Annotated in this window: 16 protein-coding genes and 1 tRNA gene; 7 read left to right on the forward strand and 10 right to left on the reverse strand. The window is 64.4% G+C overall.

Translation table 11 applies throughout. The features are described from left to right. Positions 1-120: 120 nt before the first annotated feature. Positions 121-1,092, reverse strand: coding sequence for an RluA family pseudouridine synthase (locus AC1VXC_RS08540; RefSeq protein ID WP_313492612.1), 972 nt, complete (start codon positions 1,090-1,092; stop codon positions 121-123). A 410-nt stretch (positions 1,093-1,502) separates the two neighbouring features. On the opposite strand from AC1VXC_RS08540, the gene rne reads away from it, so the two are divergent. Then, on the forward strand, positions 1,503-4,667 hold the full coding sequence (gene rne, locus AC1VXC_RS08545) for a ribonuclease E (protein ID WP_482995026.1): 3,165 nt from the start codon (positions 1,503-1,505) through the stop codon (positions 4,665-4,667). 349 nt (positions 4,668-5,016) lie between these two features. Here the strand turns inward: rne and AC1VXC_RS08550 are convergent, their stop codons facing one another. The 3 genes from AC1VXC_RS08550 to ispG all read right to left on the reverse strand — a co-directional run bounded on the left by AC1VXC_RS08550 (position 5,017) and on the right by ispG (position 7,917). Next, positions 5,017-5,664: a response regulator gene (locus AC1VXC_RS08550; RefSeq protein WP_481539712.1), complete on the reverse strand. Its 648-nt coding sequence runs from the start codon at positions 5,662-5,664 to the stop codon at positions 5,017-5,019. Between the two features lie 317 nt (positions 5,665-5,981). Beyond that, a complete protein-coding gene (locus AC1VXC_RS08555; protein ID WP_313171598.1) occupies positions 5,982-6,671 on the reverse strand; it encodes a phosphatase PAP2 family protein in 690 nt (229 codons plus the stop codon). Further along, complete coding sequence (gene ispG, locus AC1VXC_RS08560; RefSeq protein ID WP_313171596.1) at positions 6,652-7,917, reverse strand: flavodoxin-dependent (E)-4-hydroxy-3-methylbut-2-enyl-diphosphate synthase; 1,266 nt, start codon at positions 7,915-7,917, stop codon at positions 6,652-6,654. The genes AC1VXC_RS08555 and ispG overlap by 20 nt, the downstream gene beginning before the upstream one ends. Before the next feature lie 82 nt (positions 7,918-7,999). On the opposite strand from ispG, the gene AC1VXC_RS08565 reads away from it, so the two are divergent. Then, positions 8,000-9,226: an ATP-binding protein gene (locus AC1VXC_RS08565; RefSeq protein ID WP_481527458.1), complete on the forward strand. Its 1,227-nt coding sequence runs from the start codon at positions 8,000-8,002 to the stop codon at positions 9,224-9,226. Beyond that, positions 9,223-9,789, forward strand: a complete 567-nt coding sequence (locus tag AC1VXC_RS08570; protein ID WP_313171592.1) for a response regulator transcription factor — start codon at positions 9,223-9,225, stop codon at positions 9,787-9,789. Before AC1VXC_RS08565 ends, AC1VXC_RS08570 begins: the two co-directional genes overlap by 4 nt. Before the next feature lie 161 nt (positions 9,790-9,950). Here AC1VXC_RS08570 and pgi read toward each other — a convergent pair whose 3' ends face one another. The 6 genes from pgi to pcnB all read right to left on the reverse strand — a co-directional run bounded on the left by pgi (position 9,951) and on the right by pcnB (position 15,598). Then, positions 9,951-11,462 carry a glucose-6-phosphate isomerase gene (gene pgi / locus AC1VXC_RS08575; RefSeq protein WP_481527459.1) on the reverse strand — a complete coding sequence of 504 codons (1,512 nt, stop codon included), beginning with the start codon at positions 11,460-11,462 and terminating at the stop codon, positions 9,951-9,953. Beyond that, the gene (panD, locus tag AC1VXC_RS08580) at positions 11,459-11,839 is read right to left on the reverse strand and encodes an aspartate 1-decarboxylase (RefSeq protein ID WP_282268181.1); all 381 of its coding nucleotides are present in this window, start codon (positions 11,837-11,839) and stop codon (positions 11,459-11,461) included. Before panD ends, pgi begins: the two co-directional genes overlap by 4 nt. A 195-nt stretch (positions 11,840-12,034) precedes the next feature. Beyond that, a complete protein-coding gene (panC, locus tag AC1VXC_RS08585; RefSeq protein WP_481539711.1) occupies positions 12,035-12,877 on the reverse strand; it encodes a pantoate--beta-alanine ligase in 843 nt (280 codons plus the stop codon). Next, positions 12,874-13,689 carry a 3-methyl-2-oxobutanoate hydroxymethyltransferase gene (gene panB / locus AC1VXC_RS08590; protein ID WP_313171586.1) on the reverse strand — a complete coding sequence of 272 codons (816 nt, stop codon included), beginning with the start codon at positions 13,687-13,689 and terminating at the stop codon, positions 12,874-12,876. The genes panC and panB overlap by 4 nt, the downstream gene beginning before the upstream one ends. Before the next feature lie 31 nt (positions 13,690-13,720). After that, positions 13,721-14,209, reverse strand: coding sequence for a 2-amino-4-hydroxy-6-hydroxymethyldihydropteridine diphosphokinase (gene folK / locus AC1VXC_RS08595; protein WP_481539710.1), 489 nt, complete (start codon positions 14,207-14,209; stop codon positions 13,721-13,723). A 6-nt stretch (positions 14,210-14,215) separates the two neighbouring features. Continuing rightward, positions 14,216-15,598, reverse strand: coding sequence for a polynucleotide adenylyltransferase PcnB (gene pcnB / locus AC1VXC_RS08600; RefSeq protein ID WP_481539709.1), 1,383 nt, complete (start codon positions 15,596-15,598; stop codon positions 14,216-14,218). Positions 15,599-15,639: 41 nt separating this feature from the next. Between pcnB and AC1VXC_RS08605 the strand changes: the two genes are divergently transcribed. The 4 genes from AC1VXC_RS08605 to AC1VXC_RS08620 all read left to right on the forward strand — a co-directional run bounded on the left by AC1VXC_RS08605 (position 15,640) and on the right by AC1VXC_RS08620 (position 18,829). After that, a tRNA-Glu gene (locus AC1VXC_RS08605) sits at positions 15,640-15,714 on the forward strand. Between the two features lie 182 nt (positions 15,715-15,896). Continuing rightward, entirely contained in the window at positions 15,897-16,220 is a 324-nt protein-coding gene (gene fdxA, locus AC1VXC_RS08610) for a ferredoxin FdxA (RefSeq protein WP_054656826.1), read from the forward strand. 243 nt (positions 16,221-16,463) lie between these two features. Continuing rightward, complete coding sequence (locus AC1VXC_RS08615) at positions 16,464-17,663, forward strand: tyrosine-type recombinase/integrase (RefSeq protein ID WP_049444918.1); 1,200 nt, start codon at positions 16,464-16,466, stop codon at positions 17,661-17,663. Next, a complete protein-coding gene (locus AC1VXC_RS08620) occupies positions 17,660-18,829 on the forward strand; it encodes a PDDEXK nuclease domain-containing protein (RefSeq protein ID WP_049444920.1) in 1,170 nt (389 codons plus the stop codon). The genes AC1VXC_RS08615 and AC1VXC_RS08620 overlap by 4 nt, the downstream gene beginning before the upstream one ends. Positions 18,830-18,846 lie beyond the last annotated feature (17 nt).

The raw sequence follows: 18,846 nt of genomic DNA on the forward strand, positions 1-18,846 counted from the left end.
CCGCGAAGCCCACACATCGCCAGATGACCGGGATGCAGGGGACCCAAGCAAGGCCAGCTTCGCGGCTTACACCGCTCCCACATCCCTGCACCGCATAGCCCCCATCCCGGCTTCACACCTTCAAAGCTTGTTCAGCGCATCCACCAGATCCGGTGGTAGCGGCGCATTCAATACATAAGGTGTCTTGCCACCGTCCAGCGCAAACTCCAGCGAGGCGGCGTGCAGGAACAAGCGCTTCAGCCCGATCTGCTCACGAAAGCGCTTGTTCACTGCAGGATCGCCGTATTTATCGTCACCAGCGACCGGATGGCCGATGTGCTGGGCATGCACGCGGATCTGGTGGGTACGCCCGGTTTCAATCCGGACTTCGCAGTAGGACTGCCCGCCGCGACGCTCCAACACCTTGAAATGGCTCAGCGACGGCTTGCCGATCGCATTCACCTGAACATGGCGCTCACCGCCCTGGCGCAGACCGACGTGCAGCGGGGCGTCCACACTCATCACGCCGTCGGGCATGCGCCCGGCCAGCAGGGTCAGGTAGCGCTTCTGGATGCCGCCATGGTCTTCACGCAGCAAGGCCTGCAGCTCGACCAGGGCCGACCGCTTCTTGGCCAGGATCAGCAAGCCGGAAGTGTCCCGGTCCAGCCGGTGCACCAGCTCCAGGTTCATGTTCGGTCGCAGCGCACGCATGGTCTCGATCGCACCGTGGCTGATACCGCTGCCACCATGGCTGGCGACGCCGGTCGGCTTGTTGATCACCAACAGCTTGGCATCCTCGAAGACGATGGCCTCTTCCATGCGCTGCAGGAAGCTGCTCGGCGGCGCCGCCTTGTCTCCAAGCTCATTGAGATTGACTGGCGGGATGCGCACCTCTTCCCCGCCCTCCAGCTTGCGGTCAGCCTTGGCCCGACCCCCATTCACCCGGACCTGGCCACTACGGACCAACTTGTAGACCAGGCTGCGTGGCGCGCCCTTCAACTGACCCAACAAAAAGTTGTCCAATCGCTGTCCTGCCCTGTCTTCGGGCACTTTGATCATGCGCACGCTGCTCTTGGCGGCGGGCGCTGCTTGGGGCTTGTCGGAATCAGTCATCGGCCTATTTATTCTGCTACACTCGGGGGGCGATATAAGGGTTTGATTTCGTTGGAAGTTGGTCAGGGCCAGAAGCCCCGCTCCCTACGGATCCGGCACAGTGCGCGGCCACCGCCCCCGGGGCGGCCATGTTAGCGGCTCGTCGGCGTTCCCGGCCATCGCCGGATGCCAAAAAGCATCCGTGCTGGACGAAACCCATGTCCCGCGCGACGCCATCGGCTCCGGCCGCGGGCGGACGCCGGCCCTGAAACACCTAAAACAAGAAAGAAGCGCTCCCGCGGCCTGCCGTGGTGTCGTAGCGCTGGAAACCCAAGCCGCCCTGCCCGCGCCTGCGCGAATGGGCGGCGAACCGTGTCCAGAGGCGAAACCCCATGGCGTTCCGCGCGGTAGCAGCGCGCGAGGAACGCACAATGAAGCGAATGCTGATCAATGCCACGCAGGCTGAAGAACTACGCGTGGCCATCGTCGACGGGCAGAACCTGTACGACATCGACATCGAACAGCCGTCGAAGGAACAGAAGAAGTCCAACATCTACAAGGGCCGCATCACCCGCCTGGAGCCGTCGCTCGAGGCTGCCTTTGTCGAGTACGGCGGTGACCGCCATGGCTTCCTGCCGTTGAAGGAAATCTCCCGCGACTATTTCCAGGCGGGCGTGGACCACAACAAGGCCAGCATCAAGGAACTCCTGCGCGAAGGCCAGGAAATCGTCGTCCAGGTCGATAAGGAAGAACGTGGCAACAAGGGCGCCGCCCTGACCACCTTCATCTCGCTGGCCGGCCGCTACATGGTGCTGATGCCCAACTCCCCCTCTGCCGGCGGCGTTTCCCGTCGCATCGAGGGCGAAGACCGCGCCGCGCTGAAGGAAGCGCTGGACAAGCTGAATATCCCCGACGACATGGGCGTGATCATCCGCACCGCTGGCGTCGGCCGCGATGCCGAAGAGCTGCAGTGGGATCTGGACTACCTGTTGCAGGTCTGGCGCTCGATCGCCGAAGCCGCACTGACCAAGCCGGCCCCGTTCCTGATCTACCAGGAATCGCGCCTGATCGTGCGCGCCCTGCGCGACTACCTGCGCTCGGACGTCGGCGAGATCCTGGTCGACACCGAAGAGCTGTACGAGACCGCACGCGACTTCATGCAGCAGGTGATGCCGCAGACCCTGCGCAAGCTCAAGCACTACAAGGACGACATCCCGCTGTTCAACCGCTTCCAGATCGAATCGCAGATCGAGGCGATCTACGAGCGCAACGTGCGCCTGCCGTCCGGCGGCTCGATCGTGGTTGACCAGACCGAAGCGCTGACCGCGGTCGACGTCAACTCGGCCCGCTCCACCAAGGGCAGCGACATCGAAGACACCGCCTTCCAGACCAACCTGGAAGCCGCCGAAGAAGTCGCCCGCCAGCTGCGCCTGCGCGACCTGGGCGGCCTGGTGGTCATCGACTTCATCGACATGTCCTCCAGCAAGCACCAGCGCGAAGTCGAAAACCGCCTGCAGAATGCACTGAAGTACGACCGTGCCCGCGTCCAGCTGGGCCGCATCTCGCGCTTCGGCCTGATGGAAATGAGCCGCCAGCGCCTGCGTCCGAGCCTGGGCGAGTCCAGCCAGATCGTCTGCCCGCGTTGTGACGGCCAGGGCCGCATGCGCAGCATCGAGTCGCTGTCGCTGTCCATCATCCGCGTTGCCGAAGAGCATGCGATGAAGGAAAACACCGGACAGGTGCTGGTCCAGGCCCCGGTCGAGATCGCCAACTACCTGCTCAACGAGAAGCGCGGCGCCCTGCGGGAAATCGAGCAGCGCCACGATGCGCCCATCGTCATCGTCGCCGACGAGCAGTTGCACACCCCACACTACGAAGTCACGCGCCTGCGCGACAACGAGTTGGGTGAAGAGTCGAACAAGCCCAGCTACCAGCGCGGCACCCCGCGCAAGCTGCCGGTGCATGCCCTGACCAAGGCCCAGCTGAACATCCCGCCGGCACCGGCAGTGACCCACGTCAAGCACAGCCAGCCGGCCCCCGTGCGCGAAGTGGTCGAAGCCCCCCCAGCACCGGCACCGGTCGCTGCACCTGCAGCCCCGGCCGCTGGCGGCGTGATGGGCTGGCTCAAGCGCGTGTTCGGCGGCGAGCCGGCACCGGCAGCACAGCCGGCCCAGCCGCAGCAGCGCCAGGACAACGGTCGCAACAACCGCAACGAACGTGGCAACCAGCGTCGTGACGGCCGTAACGGCCAGCAGGGTCGCGGCGGCAATGGCAATGCAAATGCGGGCGGCAACGCCAACGGCAATCGCCGTGACGAGCAGCGCCGCGAAGATCGCCGCCAGAACGCTGACAAGCCGCAGCAGCAGGGCCAGCAGCAGGCGCAGAACAACGCCCAGCAGCAGCCCAAGCAGCAGCGCAATGAGCAGCAGCGTGGCGATCAGACCCAGCAGCAGGCCAAGCAGCAGCGCAACAACGAGCAGCAGCAGAGCAAGCAGCCCAAGCAGCCGAAGCAGCCCAAGCCGCAGCAGGATGCCGACAAGCAGGCCCAGCAGCAGAACGTGCAGGGCGACAAGCCCGCACGCCAGCAGCAGGTCCAGCCGGAAGCCGCTCGAGCACCTGCCCCGGTCGTCGCAACGCCGGTCATTGCCGCAGCCACCATCGTTGTCAGCGAAGCCGTCGCCAGTGCCGATCCGGTGCTGAAGGACAACAGCGTGGCCGCCGAGATCGCCAAGCCGGCGGTCGTCTCCGAGGAGCAGCCCGCAATGGCTGTCGTCGATGAGAACGGCGTGCCTGCAGCCGGTGAAGAAGCTGCCGGTGAAGCCGGTGGTCGTCGTCGTCGCGGTCGCCGCGGTGGTCGTCGTCGTCGTCGCGGCAACGGTGAAGGCACTGCCGGCACCGAGAACCAGGGCGGTGACGAGGACGCGCTGGACGCTTTTGATGACGCCGACGGCGAAATCGGTGACGCAGCGACCAAGGCCGCCAGCAGCCAGCCCGAGTTCGAGTTCGATGACGAGCCAGCGACCCCGGCCGCACCCGTTTCCGCTCCGGTAGCAGCAGCCAAACCGGTTGCTGCGGCGCCCGCGCAGGCTGCCGCAGCTGTGGTTGCCGCAGCACCTGCCGCTGCCATCGAAGCAGCTGCGGCGGCACCGGTTGCTCAAGCCGTTGTCGCAGCAAGCGCACCGGCCCCAGTCGCACACGTCGAAGTGGCAGCTGCCGCCGAGCCGGTAGTCGTCAAGGCCGAGCAGGCGATCAGTCCCGTGGGGGAAACCATCGCTGAGGCAGTCGTCGCAGCACCGGTGGTCGCCACAGTGGAAGCGCCCGTGGCTGCTCCGGAAGTTGCCAGCGCACCGGCAGCTGCTGAACCGGTCGCGGCGGTAGTTGCACAGCCTGCAGCACCGGAGAACGGGCAGCTGTTCGCCCAGGCCCCGACTGTTGAAGAAACTGCTGAAAAGCCGGTCGTCGAGACTGCAGCGCCAGCCGTTGTGGTCGCACCGACGCCTGCCGTTGTCGCTCCTGCCGTAGACACGGAAAGCGTCGCAGCCGAAGCGAATGCCGAGGCCGAGAAGCAGGAAGACGATCAGCCACGCAGCGTCTGATCCGACCAAGCAGCTTGAAAGCAGAAAGCGGCCTTAGGGCCGCTTTCTGCTTTTCTGGGCCACGCAATCACAGCGACGAAGGTTCCCCCCGTTGTAGGAGCAGCGTAAGCCGCGAAGCAAGCAGATCATCAGATGGCACAGGCGTCTGCCGCTTCAGTGGTGCCAGCTTCGCGGTTCACACCGCTCACACAAACAGACGGTCGCCAAATCATTGCCTGCAAGGTCGAGTCGCATGCGACTGTCGCGCACTCAAACAAAAGGAGCACAGCGTGATCGCTGTGCTCCTTTTGCTCGGGCTGCAGTTGAAGGGCGCTGTTCCGCAGAGCGATGCCTGCCAGAACCCCTGGACTCAGATCGCCCTGGTCGGATCACCCACGCCGTACTGCGCGGCGAGCCGGGCCAGCGCGATATTGTCCTGCACCCCCAGCTTCTGGAACAGACGTGCCTTGTGGTTGTTCACGGTCTTGGCACTAAGGCTCAAGCGGCGTGCGATCTCTTCCTGGCGATGCCCCTGGATCAGCAGCAGCGCCACCTCCAATTCACGTGGAGAGAGCAGATCGAAAGGCGACGCGCCCCCTTCAAGATTGGACAACGCCAGGTTCTGCGCGATGCTGGTGGCCAGATAGCGCTTGCCGATGGCGACGTCATGGATGGCGCGGATCAACTCCTTCGAATCGCCGCCCTTGCCCACGTAACCGGATGCACCGGCCTCGAGCAGGCGCTTGGGCATCGGCCCATCCTCAAGTACCGAGACGATGATCACACGGGTACCGTGATCCCCTTTGACGATGCGTTCGGTGATTTCCAGCCCACTCAGTCCCGGCAGATGCAGATCGCAAAGCACGACGTCCGGCTTCAGACGGCGGATCTGCGGCAGCGCGATATCCCCGCTGTCTGCTTCGCCGATGACTTCAATCCCGGTTTGCCCCGAAAGAATCATCCGAATGCCCGTACGCACTAAGGCGTGGTCATCGATAAGAAAAACACTGATGGTCATGAAGGATTCCTCGCGGCGAGGTGATAGTTGAAGCCTTGGGCGCGGCAAAATCCGAGCATGCGAGGCGACGGCCCTCCCCCGTCCCCTCATGGCAAGGCCATGCGTATTATCAAGCAGAAGTGGCCCATCTGGGCTCTATCGGACACCCGCTCGCAGGAAATGTGTCTGTGGCTTTGAGCATCAGGATGATGCGGTTTATGCGCCTGCGGCGGGCGAGTTCACTATGCCGCTGGGGCCAATACTGTATCCATCAGGTCAATTCGTCCAATGACTTAGGACTTCCCTTACGCTTTCGACAATCCCGATTGCAGTACGCCTCACGGCGTGGGCAAGGACCAGCGCCGGCGAAACATCACCGTATACACACCTGTTACCCAGATCATTGCAGCACACCAGCCGCCGAGGATATCCGAGGGATAGTGCACGCCCAGGTACACCCGTGACAGCCCGACCGAAACGACAAAACCACTGACCAACGCCACCACGGGCCAGCGCCAACGCGTGCGCCAGGTCAGGAACACCAGAGTCAATGCCAGCGTCATCGAGCCCATCGCATGCCCGCTGGGAAAGCTGAACGTGCTTTCCGGTGCAATCGACTCCCACAGGCTGGGGCGCTCACGCTGGAAAATCTGCTTGCTGCCCAGGTTCAACAGCGCCGAGCCGATGAATGCCGTCGCCGCGAATGCAGCCTTGCGCCAGCGCCGACGCAGCAGCAGCGCTGCGACGATCAGGATGTCCACGGGGATGACGCCCCACTGATAGCCGAGCTTGGACATCAGCACGAAAAAGCCGTTCAAGGCGGGGCTCGCCATCGCATGCATCCGCAGCAGCAAGGCTGCGTCGAAATGGAACGCCTCGGCCTCGTGGATCTCGTCGGCCAGCGTCACGAAGCCCGCCAGCGGCAGCAGCACACCGATGAACAGCACCACCAGCCGCCACGCATTGTGGGCGAGCCAGCGGCGCAGACCGGCTGCTTCGCTCCGGGAATCAACCGGAGCTTCGTGCATACCGGGTCTCGACATAGTCATCGATCAGCGCGACGAAATCGTGGGCGATGTTCTCGCCACGCAGGGTGACTTTTTTCTCACCGTCGACAAAAACCGGCGCAGCCGGGGTTTCACCGGTGCCCGGCAGGGAGATGCCGATATTGGCGTGTCGCGACTCGCCCGGGCCGTTGACGATGCAGCCCATCACCGCAAGCGTCATGTTCTCTGCGCCGGGGTGGCTGACGCGCCACACCGGCATTTTTTCGCGTACGTGGTTCTGCACCACCTTGGCCAGCTCCTGGAAGAACTCGGAGGTGGTCCGCCCGCAGCCCGGGCAGGCCGTGACCATCGGCGTGAAAGCACGCTGCCCGGTGGTCTGCAGCAGCTCCTGGGCGACGATGACTTCCTGCGTGCGCGACTGACCGGGCTCCGGCGTCAGCGAGATGCGAATGGTGTCGCCGATACCTTCCTGCAGCAACACGGCCAACGCCGCCGAGGAGGCGACAATACCCTTGCTGCCGATGCCGGCTTCGGTCAGGCCCAGATGCAGGGCGAAGTCCGAGCGCTGCGCCAGATCGCGATACACCGCAATCAATTCCTGCACGCCACTGACCTTGGCCGACAACACGATGCGATCGCGCGGCAGGCCCAGCTCAACCGCGGTCTCGGCCGAATCCAGCGCCGAACGGATCAGGGCTTCACGCAATACACGTCCCGCATCCCAGGGCTGGGCACGCTGGCTGTTCTCGTCCATCAGCCTGGCGGCCAGGGCCTGGTCCAGCGAACCCCAGTTGGCGCCAATGCGCACCGGCTTGTTGTACCTGATGGCGAATTCGATCAGCTGCGCGAACTGGGTGTCCTTCTTCTTGCCGAAGCCGACATTGCCCGGGTTGATGCGGTACTTGGCCAACGCCTCGGCACAGGCCGGTTCACCGCTCAGCAGCTGGTGGCCGTTGTAATGGAAGTCGCCGATCAGCGGCACGTCGATACCCATCATCGCCAGCTTCTCGACGATGCGCGGGATCGCCGCGGCCGACTCGGGTGTATTGACGGTCAGTCGCACCATCTCCGAGCCGGCGCGCCAAAGCTCGGCCACCTGCTTGACGCTGGCAGCCACGTCGGCGGTATCGGTATTGGTCATCGACTGCACGACCACGGGATTCCCACCGCCCACCTTGACGCCGCCGATAGCGACGGACTGGGTGATGCGACGGGGCCACGCGGTTGCGTCGGTGGGCGGGGTTGGGCGGGTCACGGCGTCATGCATGGCCCATTTTAGCGCGCCTGCCGCCTGTACGGCATGAACCTTGGTTTGCATGGTAGCCACCGCGACAGCATACGATTACGCCATGGAAACCCGAGACACCTCTTTTCTGCGCACGCTGTGCAGCCTGCGCTGGCTGGCCACCGCCGGCCAGGCCGCCACCATCCTGGTGGCCACCTGGCTACTGGGGCTGGAGCTGCCACAGCAGCCGCTATGGGCCGGCGTCGCCGTACTGGCCTTGTTCAACCTGTACGTGCAGCTGCGCGTCCACGACAGCGATCCCGCCCCCGTCACGGCTTTCGGCCACATCCTGGTGGACGTCACCGTGCTGACCTGGATGGTGGGCTGGAGCGGCGGCATCGCCAATCCCTTCGGCTCGCTGTTCCTGATCCTGATCGCGCTGGCCGCGCTGGCACTGCCACTACGCTGGACCCACGCCGTGGCCGCCGCCTGCGTTGGCGGCTATGCGCTGAGTGCAGTGTTCGGACTTCCGCTGAAAGGCGGCTACTTCGACACGATGAGCCTGCACCTGTGGGGTGCCGCCGCCAATTTCCTGCTTTCCAGTGTGGTGGTGCTGGTCTTCTCCACACGCCTGGCCGCCGCTCTGCGTGAACGCGAGAACCAACTGGCCATGCTGCGCGAACGCTTCGTCCGCAATGAAGGCATCGTCGCCCTGGCCACGCATGCCGCCTCCGTTGCCCATGAGCTCAATACACCGCTGGCGACGATGACCCTGCTCACCGATGACATCGTCGAGCAGGGCGCCGCCACCCCGGAAATCCGTGATGACCTGGAAACCCTGCGCGAACTGCTGGTGCAGTGCCGGGAAAAGGTACTTGCCCTGGCCGCGCCGGCCCAAGGCGCCGACAGTCGCGCGCCGGTGTCCATCGCCAGCGTGCTCGAACAATGGCGGCTGGTACGCCCGACCATCCAACTGCGGCGCAACCCCGACGCGCCATTGCAGCTCAAGCTGGACCCCGGAATCGGCCACCTGCTGCAGGTCCTGCTCAACAATGCCGCCGATGCCGGCGAACACGCCGGACGCGCGCAGATCGACCTGGATCTCCGCATCCACGAAGGCCAGTTGTATGGCGAGGTCCGCGATTACGGCCCGGGCTTCAACGCCAATGACGCGGCCTTGCCCGGCACCTTGTTCAACAGCGGCAAAAGCAGCGGCATGGGTGTCGGCCTGGCGCTGTCGCATGCCACCATTGAACGCCTGCACGGCGAGTTGTGGATGCGCCCGGCCGAAGGCCAGGGAGCACGCGTCGGCTTTCGCCTGCCGTTGAACACTATCGAGGTAAGCCCATGAATGCTCCTGCCACCCACGGCCTGCTGGTCGATGACGACCCGCTCTATCTGCGCACCCTGCAGCGCACCCTGGCCCGCCGTGGCATAGAAGCGATCACCGCTACCGACATTTCCAGCGCCCTGCAGTTGGCCACGCAGACACCACCGGCGTTTGCGCTGATCGACCTCAAGCTGGGCAGCGAATCCGGCTTGAACCTGATCCAGCCGCTGCGCGAACTGCGCCAGGACATGCGCATCCTGCTGGTCACCGGCTATGCCTCCATCGCCACCGCGGTGGAAGCGATCAAGCTCGGCGCGGATGACTACCTGCCGAAGCCGGCAACGGTGCAGATGATCCTGCGCGCGCTTGGCGAGGAGGACGAGGGCGGCGAGGAGCCGGAGGATGTTGAACCGCCGGACGCGATGACGCCAATCAGCCGCCTGCAGTGGGAGCACATCCAGCAGGCGCTGCATGAAACCGGCGGCAATGTGTCCGCAGCCGCGCGCCTGCTGGGCATGCACCGCCGCTCGCTGCAGCGCAAGCTGACCAAGCGGCCCAGCCCGGAACGCGACCCGAACCGCTGACCCTGCTTCCTGTAGTGCCGAGCCATGCTCGGCAAGGGCCTGCACCAGCAATGCGAAGGGCTTACCCCTCCCCAGCCCTCCCCTTGCCTTCGGCAAAGGGAGGGAGCATGAAAAAGCCGCGCATCTCTGCGCGGCTTTTTTTTGCAGGCAACAATCTGCTATCAGCGCAGGCGCGCCAACAGCTCGCGGGTCATCGGATCAGCAATTTCCACCGCCTCGCCCTGCACGGCCGGCAACAACTGGCTGGCCAGCTGCTTGCCCAGTTCGACACCGAACTGATCAAAGGCGTTGATGTCCCAGATCAGCGACTGCACGTACACCGCGTGCTCATACATCGCGATCAGCGCACCCAGCGACTGCGGAGTCAACGCGTCCAGCAGGATCATCGTGCTCGGGCGACCGCCCGGATACTGGCGATGCGGGTCTTCGCTGTCCTGGCCGTTGGCCAAGGCTTCGGTCTGCGCCAGCAGGTTGGCCAACAAGGCCTGGTGGTTGATTTCATAGGGATCGTCATTGTGCACGCAGCCGATGAAATCGGCCGGCACGATGCTGGTGCCCTGGTGCAGCGCCTGGAAGAAGCTGTGCTGCACGTCGGTACCGGCACCACCCCACCACACCGACACCGTATCGCCATCGACCGGGCTGCCGTCGCGCTTGACCCGCTTGCCCAGGCTTTCCATCACCAGTTGCTGCAGATAGGCCGGCAACAGCGCCATGCGCTGGTCGTAGGTCATCACTGCATGCGTGGCGTAGCCCAGCACATTGCGGTTCCAGATATCGGTCAGCGCATGCAGCACCGGCAGGTTGCTGGCCAACGGTGCACTGGCCGCATGCGCGTCCATCTGCGCAGCGCCTTCCAGCAGCTGGTCGAAGCGCTCGAAGCCGATTGCCAAGGCGATCGGGAAGCCGACTGCCGACCACAGCGAATAACGACCGCCAACCCAGTCCCACATCGGCAGCACGCGCTCGGCGGCGATGTCGAAGGCCTTGGCGGCGCGTTCGGGGTTGGCACTGACGGCGTACAGGCGCTCGCTGCCGCCCAGCCAGTCGCAGAGGATGCGGCCGTTGAGCAGGGTTTCCTGGGTGCCGAAGGTCTTGGAGATCAGGATGCCGGCGGTGGTCGCCGGGTCCAGCGTCGCCAGGGTGCGCTGCATTGCCGCGCCGTCGACGTTGGAAACGAAATGCACACGGAAGCGCGCACCCGCCACCGGACGCAAGGCGTCAGCCACCAGACGCGGGCCCAGATCCGAACCACCGATGCCAACACTGACGATATCGGTGACGTTGCTGGCTTCCAGCGCCTTGATCAAGCCACCCATCTGCGCCTGCACAGCAACTGCTTCAGCGCGCGCAGCCACCGCAAACGGCGCATCACTGGCATCGCCGCGCAATGCGCTGTGCAGCACCGCGCGATCTTCGGTGTGGTTGATTTTCTGGCCAGCGAACAGGCGCTGGAAACCGCCGGCGACATCACGCGCGGCGGCCAGTTCCAGCAGGGCATCCAAGGCCGCGCGGTCGTATTTCTGCCGCGCGAAGTTCACATACAACGGACCGACTTTCAGCGCCAGGCGCTGCACCCGGTCAGGCTCTGCGGCCATCAGCGAGGGAATGCCGGTGCCCTGCAGACGCTGGGCGTGGGCGTGCAATACGTCGAATCCGTTGTTGGTGATCATGCGGCCTGTGTGGGGATGCTGTCGTTGGTGTGGGAAATGCGGTTGTCGCCGTCAACGTAGACCAGCTTGGGCTTGAACGTGCTGGCTTCTTCTTCGCTCATGCCGGCGAAGGCAGCGATGATGATGATGTCGCCCACCTGCACGTGGCGCGCGGCGCCGCCGTTGAGCGAGATCACGCCGCTGCCGGCTTCTGCCCGCAGTGCGTAGGTGGTGAAACGGGCACCGTTGGTCACGTCCCAGATGTGCACCTGTTCGAATTCGCGGATGCCGGTCGCCTGCAACAGGTTGTCGTCGATCGCGATGGAGCCTTCGTAGTTCAGCTCCGAATGGGTGACGGTGGCGCGGTGAATCTTGGTCTTGAGCAGGGAGAGTTGCATGACGATGCCGAAACTGCGTGAGAAAGAGCGCAGTCTAGCACCGGCGCGCGCCCTTGCCCGCACCGCAACATGACCTTTCCAGCGGCGCCTGCGCCGATACAGCAATGGCGCCACGAGGGCGCCATTGGCTGTCATCCGGGAGCCTGTCGAGGGACAGCTGAAGTCCGCCGGCTGCCCTGTTCAGAACCCGCGGCTTCAGAACTCGATGTTGTCGATCAGGCGGGTCGTGCCCAGCTTGGCCGCCACCAGTGCCACCCGGGCACCTTCATGGCTGGCGCCTGGTTCACTCAGGTCGGGCATGCGCACCACCGCGTAGTCCACCAGGTAGCCAGCCGCCTGAAGCTGTTCCGCGGCGCGCTGCTCCACCACCGCACGCTCGGTGCCGCCCAGGTAGGCATCACGGGCGGCCAACAGCACCTTGCGGATCACCGTGGCCTGCGGCCGTACATCGGCAGTCAGGTACTGGTTGCGCGAGCTCATCGCCAGGCCATCGGCCTCGCGCACGATCTCGCCACCGACGATCTGGATCGGGAATGCCAGATCCACCACCATCTGCTGGATGACCGCCAACTGCTGGTAATCCTTGCGCCCGAATGCGGCCACGTCCGGCTGCACCTGGTTGAACAGACGGCTGACCACCGTGCACACGCCATCGAAGTGGCCGGGACGATGCGCCCCCTCCAGCAGCGAGCTCACACCCGGCACATGCACCTTGGCGGCCAGGTCCACGCCAAACGGGTACATGGATTCGACCGTAGGCAGCCAAAGCACGTCACAGCCAGCCTGTTCCAGCCCGCTGGTATCTGCTTCAGGCGTACGCGGGTAGCGGGTGAAATCCTCGTTCGGCCCGAACTGGGTCGGGTTCACGAAGACACTGGAAACCACCCGGTCAGCATGCTGGCGGGCAAGCTTCACCAGCGAGTAATGACCGGCATGCAGGTTGCCCATGGTCGGCACCAGCGCCACGCGCAGGCCCTCGCGCTTCCAGCCGCTGACAATGGCGCGCAGCCGGGAAAGTTCGGTAACGGTTTCGATCATGATGCGTAGGCGTGTTCTGCGTCGGGGAAGATGCCGGCGCGCACGGCGTCGGCATAGGCACGGACGGCACCAGCCACCGAGCCACCTTCGGCAAGGAAATCCTTGACGAACTTGGGACGCCGGTGGCCACTGTCCAGACCGAGGAAATCATGCAGCACCAGCACCTGTCCGTCGCAATCCGGGCCGGCGCCAATACCGATGGTGGGAATCGTGATTTCGGCGGTGACGCGGCCGGCAATCGGGGTCGGCACGCATTCCAGCACCAGCAGGCTGGCGCCCGCCTCGGCCACGGCCTTGGCATCGTCCAGCAGCTGCCTGGCCGCGTCACCACGGCCCTGCACGCGGTAACCGCCCAGGCGCAACACCGACTGCGGGGTCAGGCCCAGGTGCGAGCAGACCGGGATTTCGCGCTCGACCAGGTGACGGATGATGTCCAGCTTGAAGCCGGCACCTTCGATCTTGACCATCTCCGCGCCGGCCTGCAGCAGCTTGAGCGAGGCATCCAGCGCGCGCTCTGCAGTGGCGTCGGCGCCGAACGGCAGGTCGGAGATCAGCAGCGCGCGCTCAAGAACGCCAGCGACCGCACGGGTGTGATAGACCATGTCGTCAACGCTGACCGGCAGCGTCGAGTCGTGCCCCTGCACCACCATGCCCAGCGAATCGCCGACCAGGATCAGGTCCACGCCATTGGCGTCGAAGGCACGGGCAAAGCCGGCGTCGTAAGCGGTCAACATGACCAGCTTCTGGCCATTGCGCTTGGCCTCGGCCAATGCGGGAACGGTCCAGGGCTTGCTATCTGCGTGTGTGCTCATGTGGTCATAACGGTGGCTTATGAGCCGACCATTATCCCCCTATCGGGTCGATACCGCAGGTATTGATGCCTACCAATACGTCCCGCACTGTTCCATGGCCCGGAATCAGGGCGTCTGGCGCCACGTCGGCCAGCGGCAGCAGGGCGAAACCGCGCTGGTGCAGGAAGGGGTGTGGCACCTGCAGCTGCGGCAGGTCAATCACCTCTTCGGCATACAAGAGCAGGTCCAGGTCCAGCAACCTTGGCCCCCAGTGCTGGCCCGGCTCGCGCACCCGCCCGAACTGCTGCTCGATCGCCAGCAGCTGCTCCAGCAGCTGCGGCGCCGGCAGATCGGTCTGCAGCGCCACGGCGGCATTGACGAAATCCGGCTGCGCCTCGTTGCCCCAGGCCGGCGTGCGATACAGGCGCGAGCTGGCCAGCAGCTGCACGCCCGGCAGCTGCGCCAACACCTGGATTGCCGAACGCACGGTGGCAGGCGCGTCCCCAAGGTTCGCGCCCAGCCCGATACACGCTACAACCATCGTTGCCTACTCGCCCGCCGCCGCGCTGCCACCACCAGGACGGCGACGACGGCGTCGGCGACGCGGGGCCGCCCCCTCCTCCGCCTCGCCATCGGCATGCACCGAATCCAGACCAACGCCTACTTCGTGCCCGGCCTCGGCCTGTGCCGCGCGCCAGAACGCGATGTCTTCCTGGTGTTCGCTGGAAGCGGGCTGGCGCAGGGCCAGGAAATCGAACGCAGCACGGAAGCGCGGGTGGCTCAGGGTACGCAGCACGCGCTTGCGCTGGCGGCTACTGAAGCGCGACTGCAGCAACCAGATTTCCTGCATGGGCAGCGAGAAGCGGCGCGGCAACGCGATCGTGCTCAACTGATGCAGGGTCACCCGGTCGGCCGCACGGCGCTGCGCCTCTTCCGGCGCCAGCCCCTGCTTCTGCAGGCCAATCAGCGCGCGGCAGAAGGCTGGCCACAGCAGCAATGCGAACAGGAAGGCCGGCGACACCGGCTCCTCGTTGGCGACACGCTCGTCGGTATTGCGCAGACCTTCGATCAGGATGCGGCGCAGCGCGCCGCTGCGGTTGCTCTTCAGCGCTGCCGCACTTTCCGGGAACAGCACCGCCAGCAGGCCGTAACGCTCCAGTCCCTCGAAGCTGGCCACGCCATGCCCGGACAGGAACAGCTTGAGCACCTCCTCGAACAGGCGGGCCGGCGCAGCCTCGCCCAGCAGGGATGCCAGGCGCGGGATCGGCTCGGCGGTAGCCGCGTCGATCTCGAAGTTGAGCTTGGCTGCCAACCGCACCGCGCGCAGCATGCGCACCGGATCTTCGCGGTAGCGCTGTTCGGGATCGCCGATCAGTTTCATCCGGCGTTCCAATACGTCTTCGAAGCCACCGGTGTAGTCACGCACCGAGAAATCCTCGATGGCGTAATACAGGGCGTTGCAGGTGAAGTCGCGGCGGACCGCATCGTCCTCGATGGTGCCGTAGACGTTGTCACGGACCAGCATGCCGTTCTCGACCTCGCGATCACCGCTGCCGTCATCACTGTTGGCGCGGAACGTCGCCACTTCGATGATCTCGCGGCCAAACACCACATGGGCGAGGCGGAAGCGGCGCCCGATGAGGCGGCAGTTGCGGAACAACTGCTTGACCTGCTCCGGGGTGGCATCGGTGGCCACGTCGAAATCCTTGGGGCGCCCACCTACCAGCAGGTCACGGACGGCCCCACCTACAAGGTAGGCGCCGAAGCCGGATTCGCGCAGACGGTAGAGCACCCGCAGCGCATTGGGACTGATATCCCGGCGCGAGATGGTGTGCTGGTCGCGCGGGATCACGCGGACGGTGAACGGCGTTGTAACTATGGAATTGATGTTGGCGCTTCCAGTTGGGTTTACGGGATTGCCGAGCGGCAACCAGATGCATATACTAGCGCGCTCGCCAGACGCGACCAAACGCTCCCTTCGTCTAGTGGTTAGGACGTGGCCCTCTCAAGGCTAAAACAGGGGTTCGAGTCCCCTAGGGAGCGCCAACTCCGTCTGCGAAACCAAAAAGCCCCGCCCAGCGGGGTTTTTTGCTTTGTGCACCAGCCGGCGCCCCAAGGCGCTGGCCCCGGCACGTCTCACTGGGCCCGCCGCCAAGGCCAATGAGAATGCCCCCGCCCACCCCCTGCATCCTGATCTAGAATTGCAGGGTTCAAAGCCGGACCCCGCCATGCCTTTTGTCGTTACCGAAAACTGCATCAAGTGCAAACACACCGATTGCGTCGAAGTCTGCCCCGTGGATTGCTTCCACGAAGGCCCCAACTTCCTGGTGATCGACCCTGACGAATGCATCGATTGCACCCTGTGCGAACCCGAATGCCCGGTCAACGCCATCTTCCCCGAGGACGATGTGCCGGCCGGCCAGGAAGGGTTTGTCGCGCTCAACGCCGAACTGGCCAAGGCCTGGCCGGTACTGACCGTACGCAAGGATCCGCCGGCCGATGCGGCCGAGTGGGACGGCAAGCCAGACAAGCTGAAGCTGCTGGAACGCTGAGCCGCCGTATAGCCAGCCAACCGCCAGCCAATGAAAAGGGCGCCTGCTTACGCAGGCGCCCTTTTTTGTTTCACGATGACTCCAGTACCGCAATTCGCTGGACTACGCCAAGGCTCTATACAGCAAGTTTATCAATCACTTAGGCGAGTTCAACATATGCCGGTGCTTTCCGAAACTTGACCCGGCTTCCCCTCGCGTGGCTCCCATGCGGCTCTTGGAAACCGGGCTCTCCGAGGAGTCATCATGGCGAAGATCAAGCTCACCAAGTCCGCAGTAGATGCGGCACAACCCCAAGACAAGGCCATCGAACTGCGGGACACTGTGGTGCCCGGCTTCCTGTGCAAGATCACCCCGGCAGGCCGCAAGGTGTTCATGCTCCAGTACCGCACGAACGCGGGCGAGCGCCGTAAGCCCGCCTTGGGCCAGTACGGGGAACTGACCGTCGATCAGGCACGCACGATGGCGCAGGAGTGGCTGGCCGAGGTGCGCAAGGGCGGCGACCCCAGTGCGGCCAAGAACGCCGCCCGCAAGGCACCAACCATGAAGGAGTTTTGCCACACCTTCATGGAGGACTACTCCAAGCAGCGTAACAAGCCCAGCACGCAGCGTGGCTATCAGGGCGTCATTGACCGCTGCATCATCCCGATCATGGGCCGGATGAAGGTGCAGGACGTGAAGCGCCCGGACGTGGCGGCGCTGATGAAGAAGCTGGCCTACAAGCAGGCCGAGGCGAACCGTACCTTTGGCGTGCTGCGCAAGATGTTCAACCTGGCCGAAGTGTGGGGGTTGCGCCCTGATGGGACGAATCCATGCCGCCATGTCCCGATGTACCCACCCGGCAAGGAAACCCGGCTTATCGTGGACGATGAACTGGTGCGGATCTTCCGCCAGTTGGAGACGCTGGAAGCCGAAGGACTGGAAAACTACGTCATCCCGCTGGCAATCCGACTGCAATTCGAGTTTGCCGCCCGCCGCTCCGAAATCTGCCCGCTGGAGTGGGGCTGGATTGATCTGGAAAAGCGCCGCGTCGTCTGGCCGGACAGCAAGACGGGCGGCATATCCAAGCCCATGAGCGAGGAAGCCTATCGGCTGTTGTCCACAGCGCCGCGCCGGGAAGGCTGCCCCTATGTCCTGCCGTCGCCGAACGATCCGGCCCGGCACATGACCCACGGTGAGCACTACGGCGGCTGGACGCGCGTGCTCAAGGCCGCTGGCGTGCCGCACGTTGGTACGCACGGTATCCGTCACCGGGCGACGACCGATATTGCCAACTCGGGCGTGCCGACCAAGGTGGGCATGAAGCTCACAGGCCACAAGACCGTGGCGATGTTTATGCACTATGTTCATACCGAGGACAAGCCGGTGCGGGATGCGGCCGAACTGGTGGCGAATCGGCGACTGGCGATTACCGGGGCATCCCGTTCTATGGAGGTGACAGCATGACAAGGAAGACGCCCGTGGCAACACGGAAACCCGCTGCCTTACCGGCTGGCTATGCCGGCATCCACGGCGGCATCGTGGAGCTGCTGGACGCGGCGCGTCAGGCGGCGGCGCGCAGTGTCAACGCGCTGATGACGGCCAGCTATTGGGAGATTGGCCGCCGGATCGTCGAAGCCGAGCAGAAAGGCAGACGGCGGGCCGGTTATGGCGAGCAGTTGATGGCGCGGTTGTCCGCCGATCTCACGGCGCGCTTTGGGCGCGGGTTCAGCCCGGATAACCTGGAGAACATGCGGCGCTTCTTCGTCGCTTATCCCCTTGAGGCAATTTCCGAGACACTGTCTCGGAAATCTGGAGACGGACTGCCCATCGAGAATTCCGAGACAGTGTCTCGGAAATTCGACCTCTCCGAACTGGCCCAGGTCTTCACCCTGCCATGGTCGGCCTATGTCCGACTGTTGTCAGTCAAGGATGACCATGCCCGCCAGTTCTACGAGGCCGAGGCGCTGCGCGGTGGTTGGAGCGTGCGCCAGCTTGATCGACAGATCGGCAGCCAGTTCTACGAACGCACTGCCTTGTCCAAGGATAAGGCGGCGATGCTGGTCAAGGGTTCGGTAGCCAAGCCCGAGGATGCCGTCGCGCCCAATGACGCCATCAAAGACCCGTATGTGCTGGAGTTCCTCGACCTCAAGGATGAGTATTCGGAATCTGATCTGGAAGCGGCATTGATCCAGCGTCTGGAAGATTTCCTGCTGGAACTCGGGGAAGGCTTCACCTTCGTCGGGCGGCAACGTCGGTTGCGTATCGACCAGACTTGGTATCGGGTCGATCTGCTGTTCTTTCATCGCAAGCTACGCTGCCTGGTCATTATTGACCTGAAATTGGGCAGTTTGACCCATGCCGATGTGGGGCAGATGCATATGTACTGCAACTATGCCAAGGAGCATTGGGCCTACCCGGACGAGAACCCGCCGGTGGGCCTGATCCTGTGCGCCGACAAGGGCCATGCCCTGGCGCGGTATGCGCTGGATGGCTTGCCGACTAAGGTGATGGCGGCGAACTATCGCACCGTGCTGCCGGATGCGGAGTTGCTACAAAAGGAACTGGAGAACACGCGGCGTCTGCTCGAATCACGTAGACCGGTACCTCACAATACGCCCAGCGAAAACTAGGGCAGTTGCAGCGTGAC

The organism is Stenotrophomonas sp. STEN033, from assembly GCF_056856655.1.

Bases quoted from the DNA above. Each gene is read 5' to 3' on its own strand.
- AC1VXC_RS08540 (WP_313492612.1), bottom strand. From the start codon at position 1,092: ATGACTGATTCCGACAAGCCCCAAGCAGCGCCCGCCGCCAAGAGCAGC.
- rne (WP_482995026.1), top strand. From the start codon at position 1,503: ATGAAGCGAATGCTGATCAATGCCACGCAGGCTGAAGAACTACGCGTG.
- AC1VXC_RS08550 (WP_481539712.1), bottom strand. From the start codon at position 5,664: ATGACCATCAGTGTTTTTCTTATCGATGACCACGCCTTAGTGCGTACG.
- AC1VXC_RS08555 (WP_313171598.1), bottom strand. From the start codon at position 6,671: ATGCACGAAGCTCCGGTTGATTCCCGGAGCGAAGCAGCCGGTCTGCGC.
- ispG (WP_313171596.1), bottom strand. From the start codon at position 7,917: ATGCATGACGCCGTGACCCGCCCAACCCCGCCCACCGACGCAACCGCG.
- AC1VXC_RS08565 (WP_481527458.1), top strand. From the start codon at position 8,000: ATGGAAACCCGAGACACCTCTTTTCTGCGCACGCTGTGCAGCCTGCGC.
- AC1VXC_RS08570 (WP_313171592.1), top strand. From the start codon at position 9,223: ATGAATGCTCCTGCCACCCACGGCCTGCTGGTCGATGACGACCCGCTC.
- pgi (WP_481527459.1), bottom strand. From the start codon at position 11,462: ATGATCACCAACAACGGATTCGACGTATTGCACGCCCACGCCCAGCGT.
- panD (WP_282268181.1), bottom strand. From the start codon at position 11,839: ATGCAACTCTCCCTGCTCAAGACCAAGATTCACCGCGCCACCGTCACC.
- panC (WP_481539711.1), bottom strand. From the start codon at position 12,877: ATGATCGAAACCGTTACCGAACTTTCCCGGCTGCGCGCCATTGTCAGC.
- panB (WP_313171586.1), bottom strand. From the start codon at position 13,689: ATGAGCACACACGCAGATAGCAAGCCCTGGACCGTTCCCGCATTGGCC.
- folK (WP_481539710.1), bottom strand. From the start codon at position 14,209: ATGGTTGTAGCGTGTATCGGGCTGGGCGCGAACCTTGGGGACGCGCCT.
- fdxA (WP_054656826.1), top strand. From the start codon at position 15,897: ATGCCTTTTGTCGTTACCGAAAACTGCATCAAGTGCAAACACACCGAT.
- AC1VXC_RS08615 (WP_049444918.1), top strand. From the start codon at position 16,464: ATGGCGAAGATCAAGCTCACCAAGTCCGCAGTAGATGCGGCACAACCC.
- AC1VXC_RS08620 (WP_049444920.1), top strand. From the start codon at position 17,660: ATGACAAGGAAGACGCCCGTGGCAACACGGAAACCCGCTGCCTTACCG.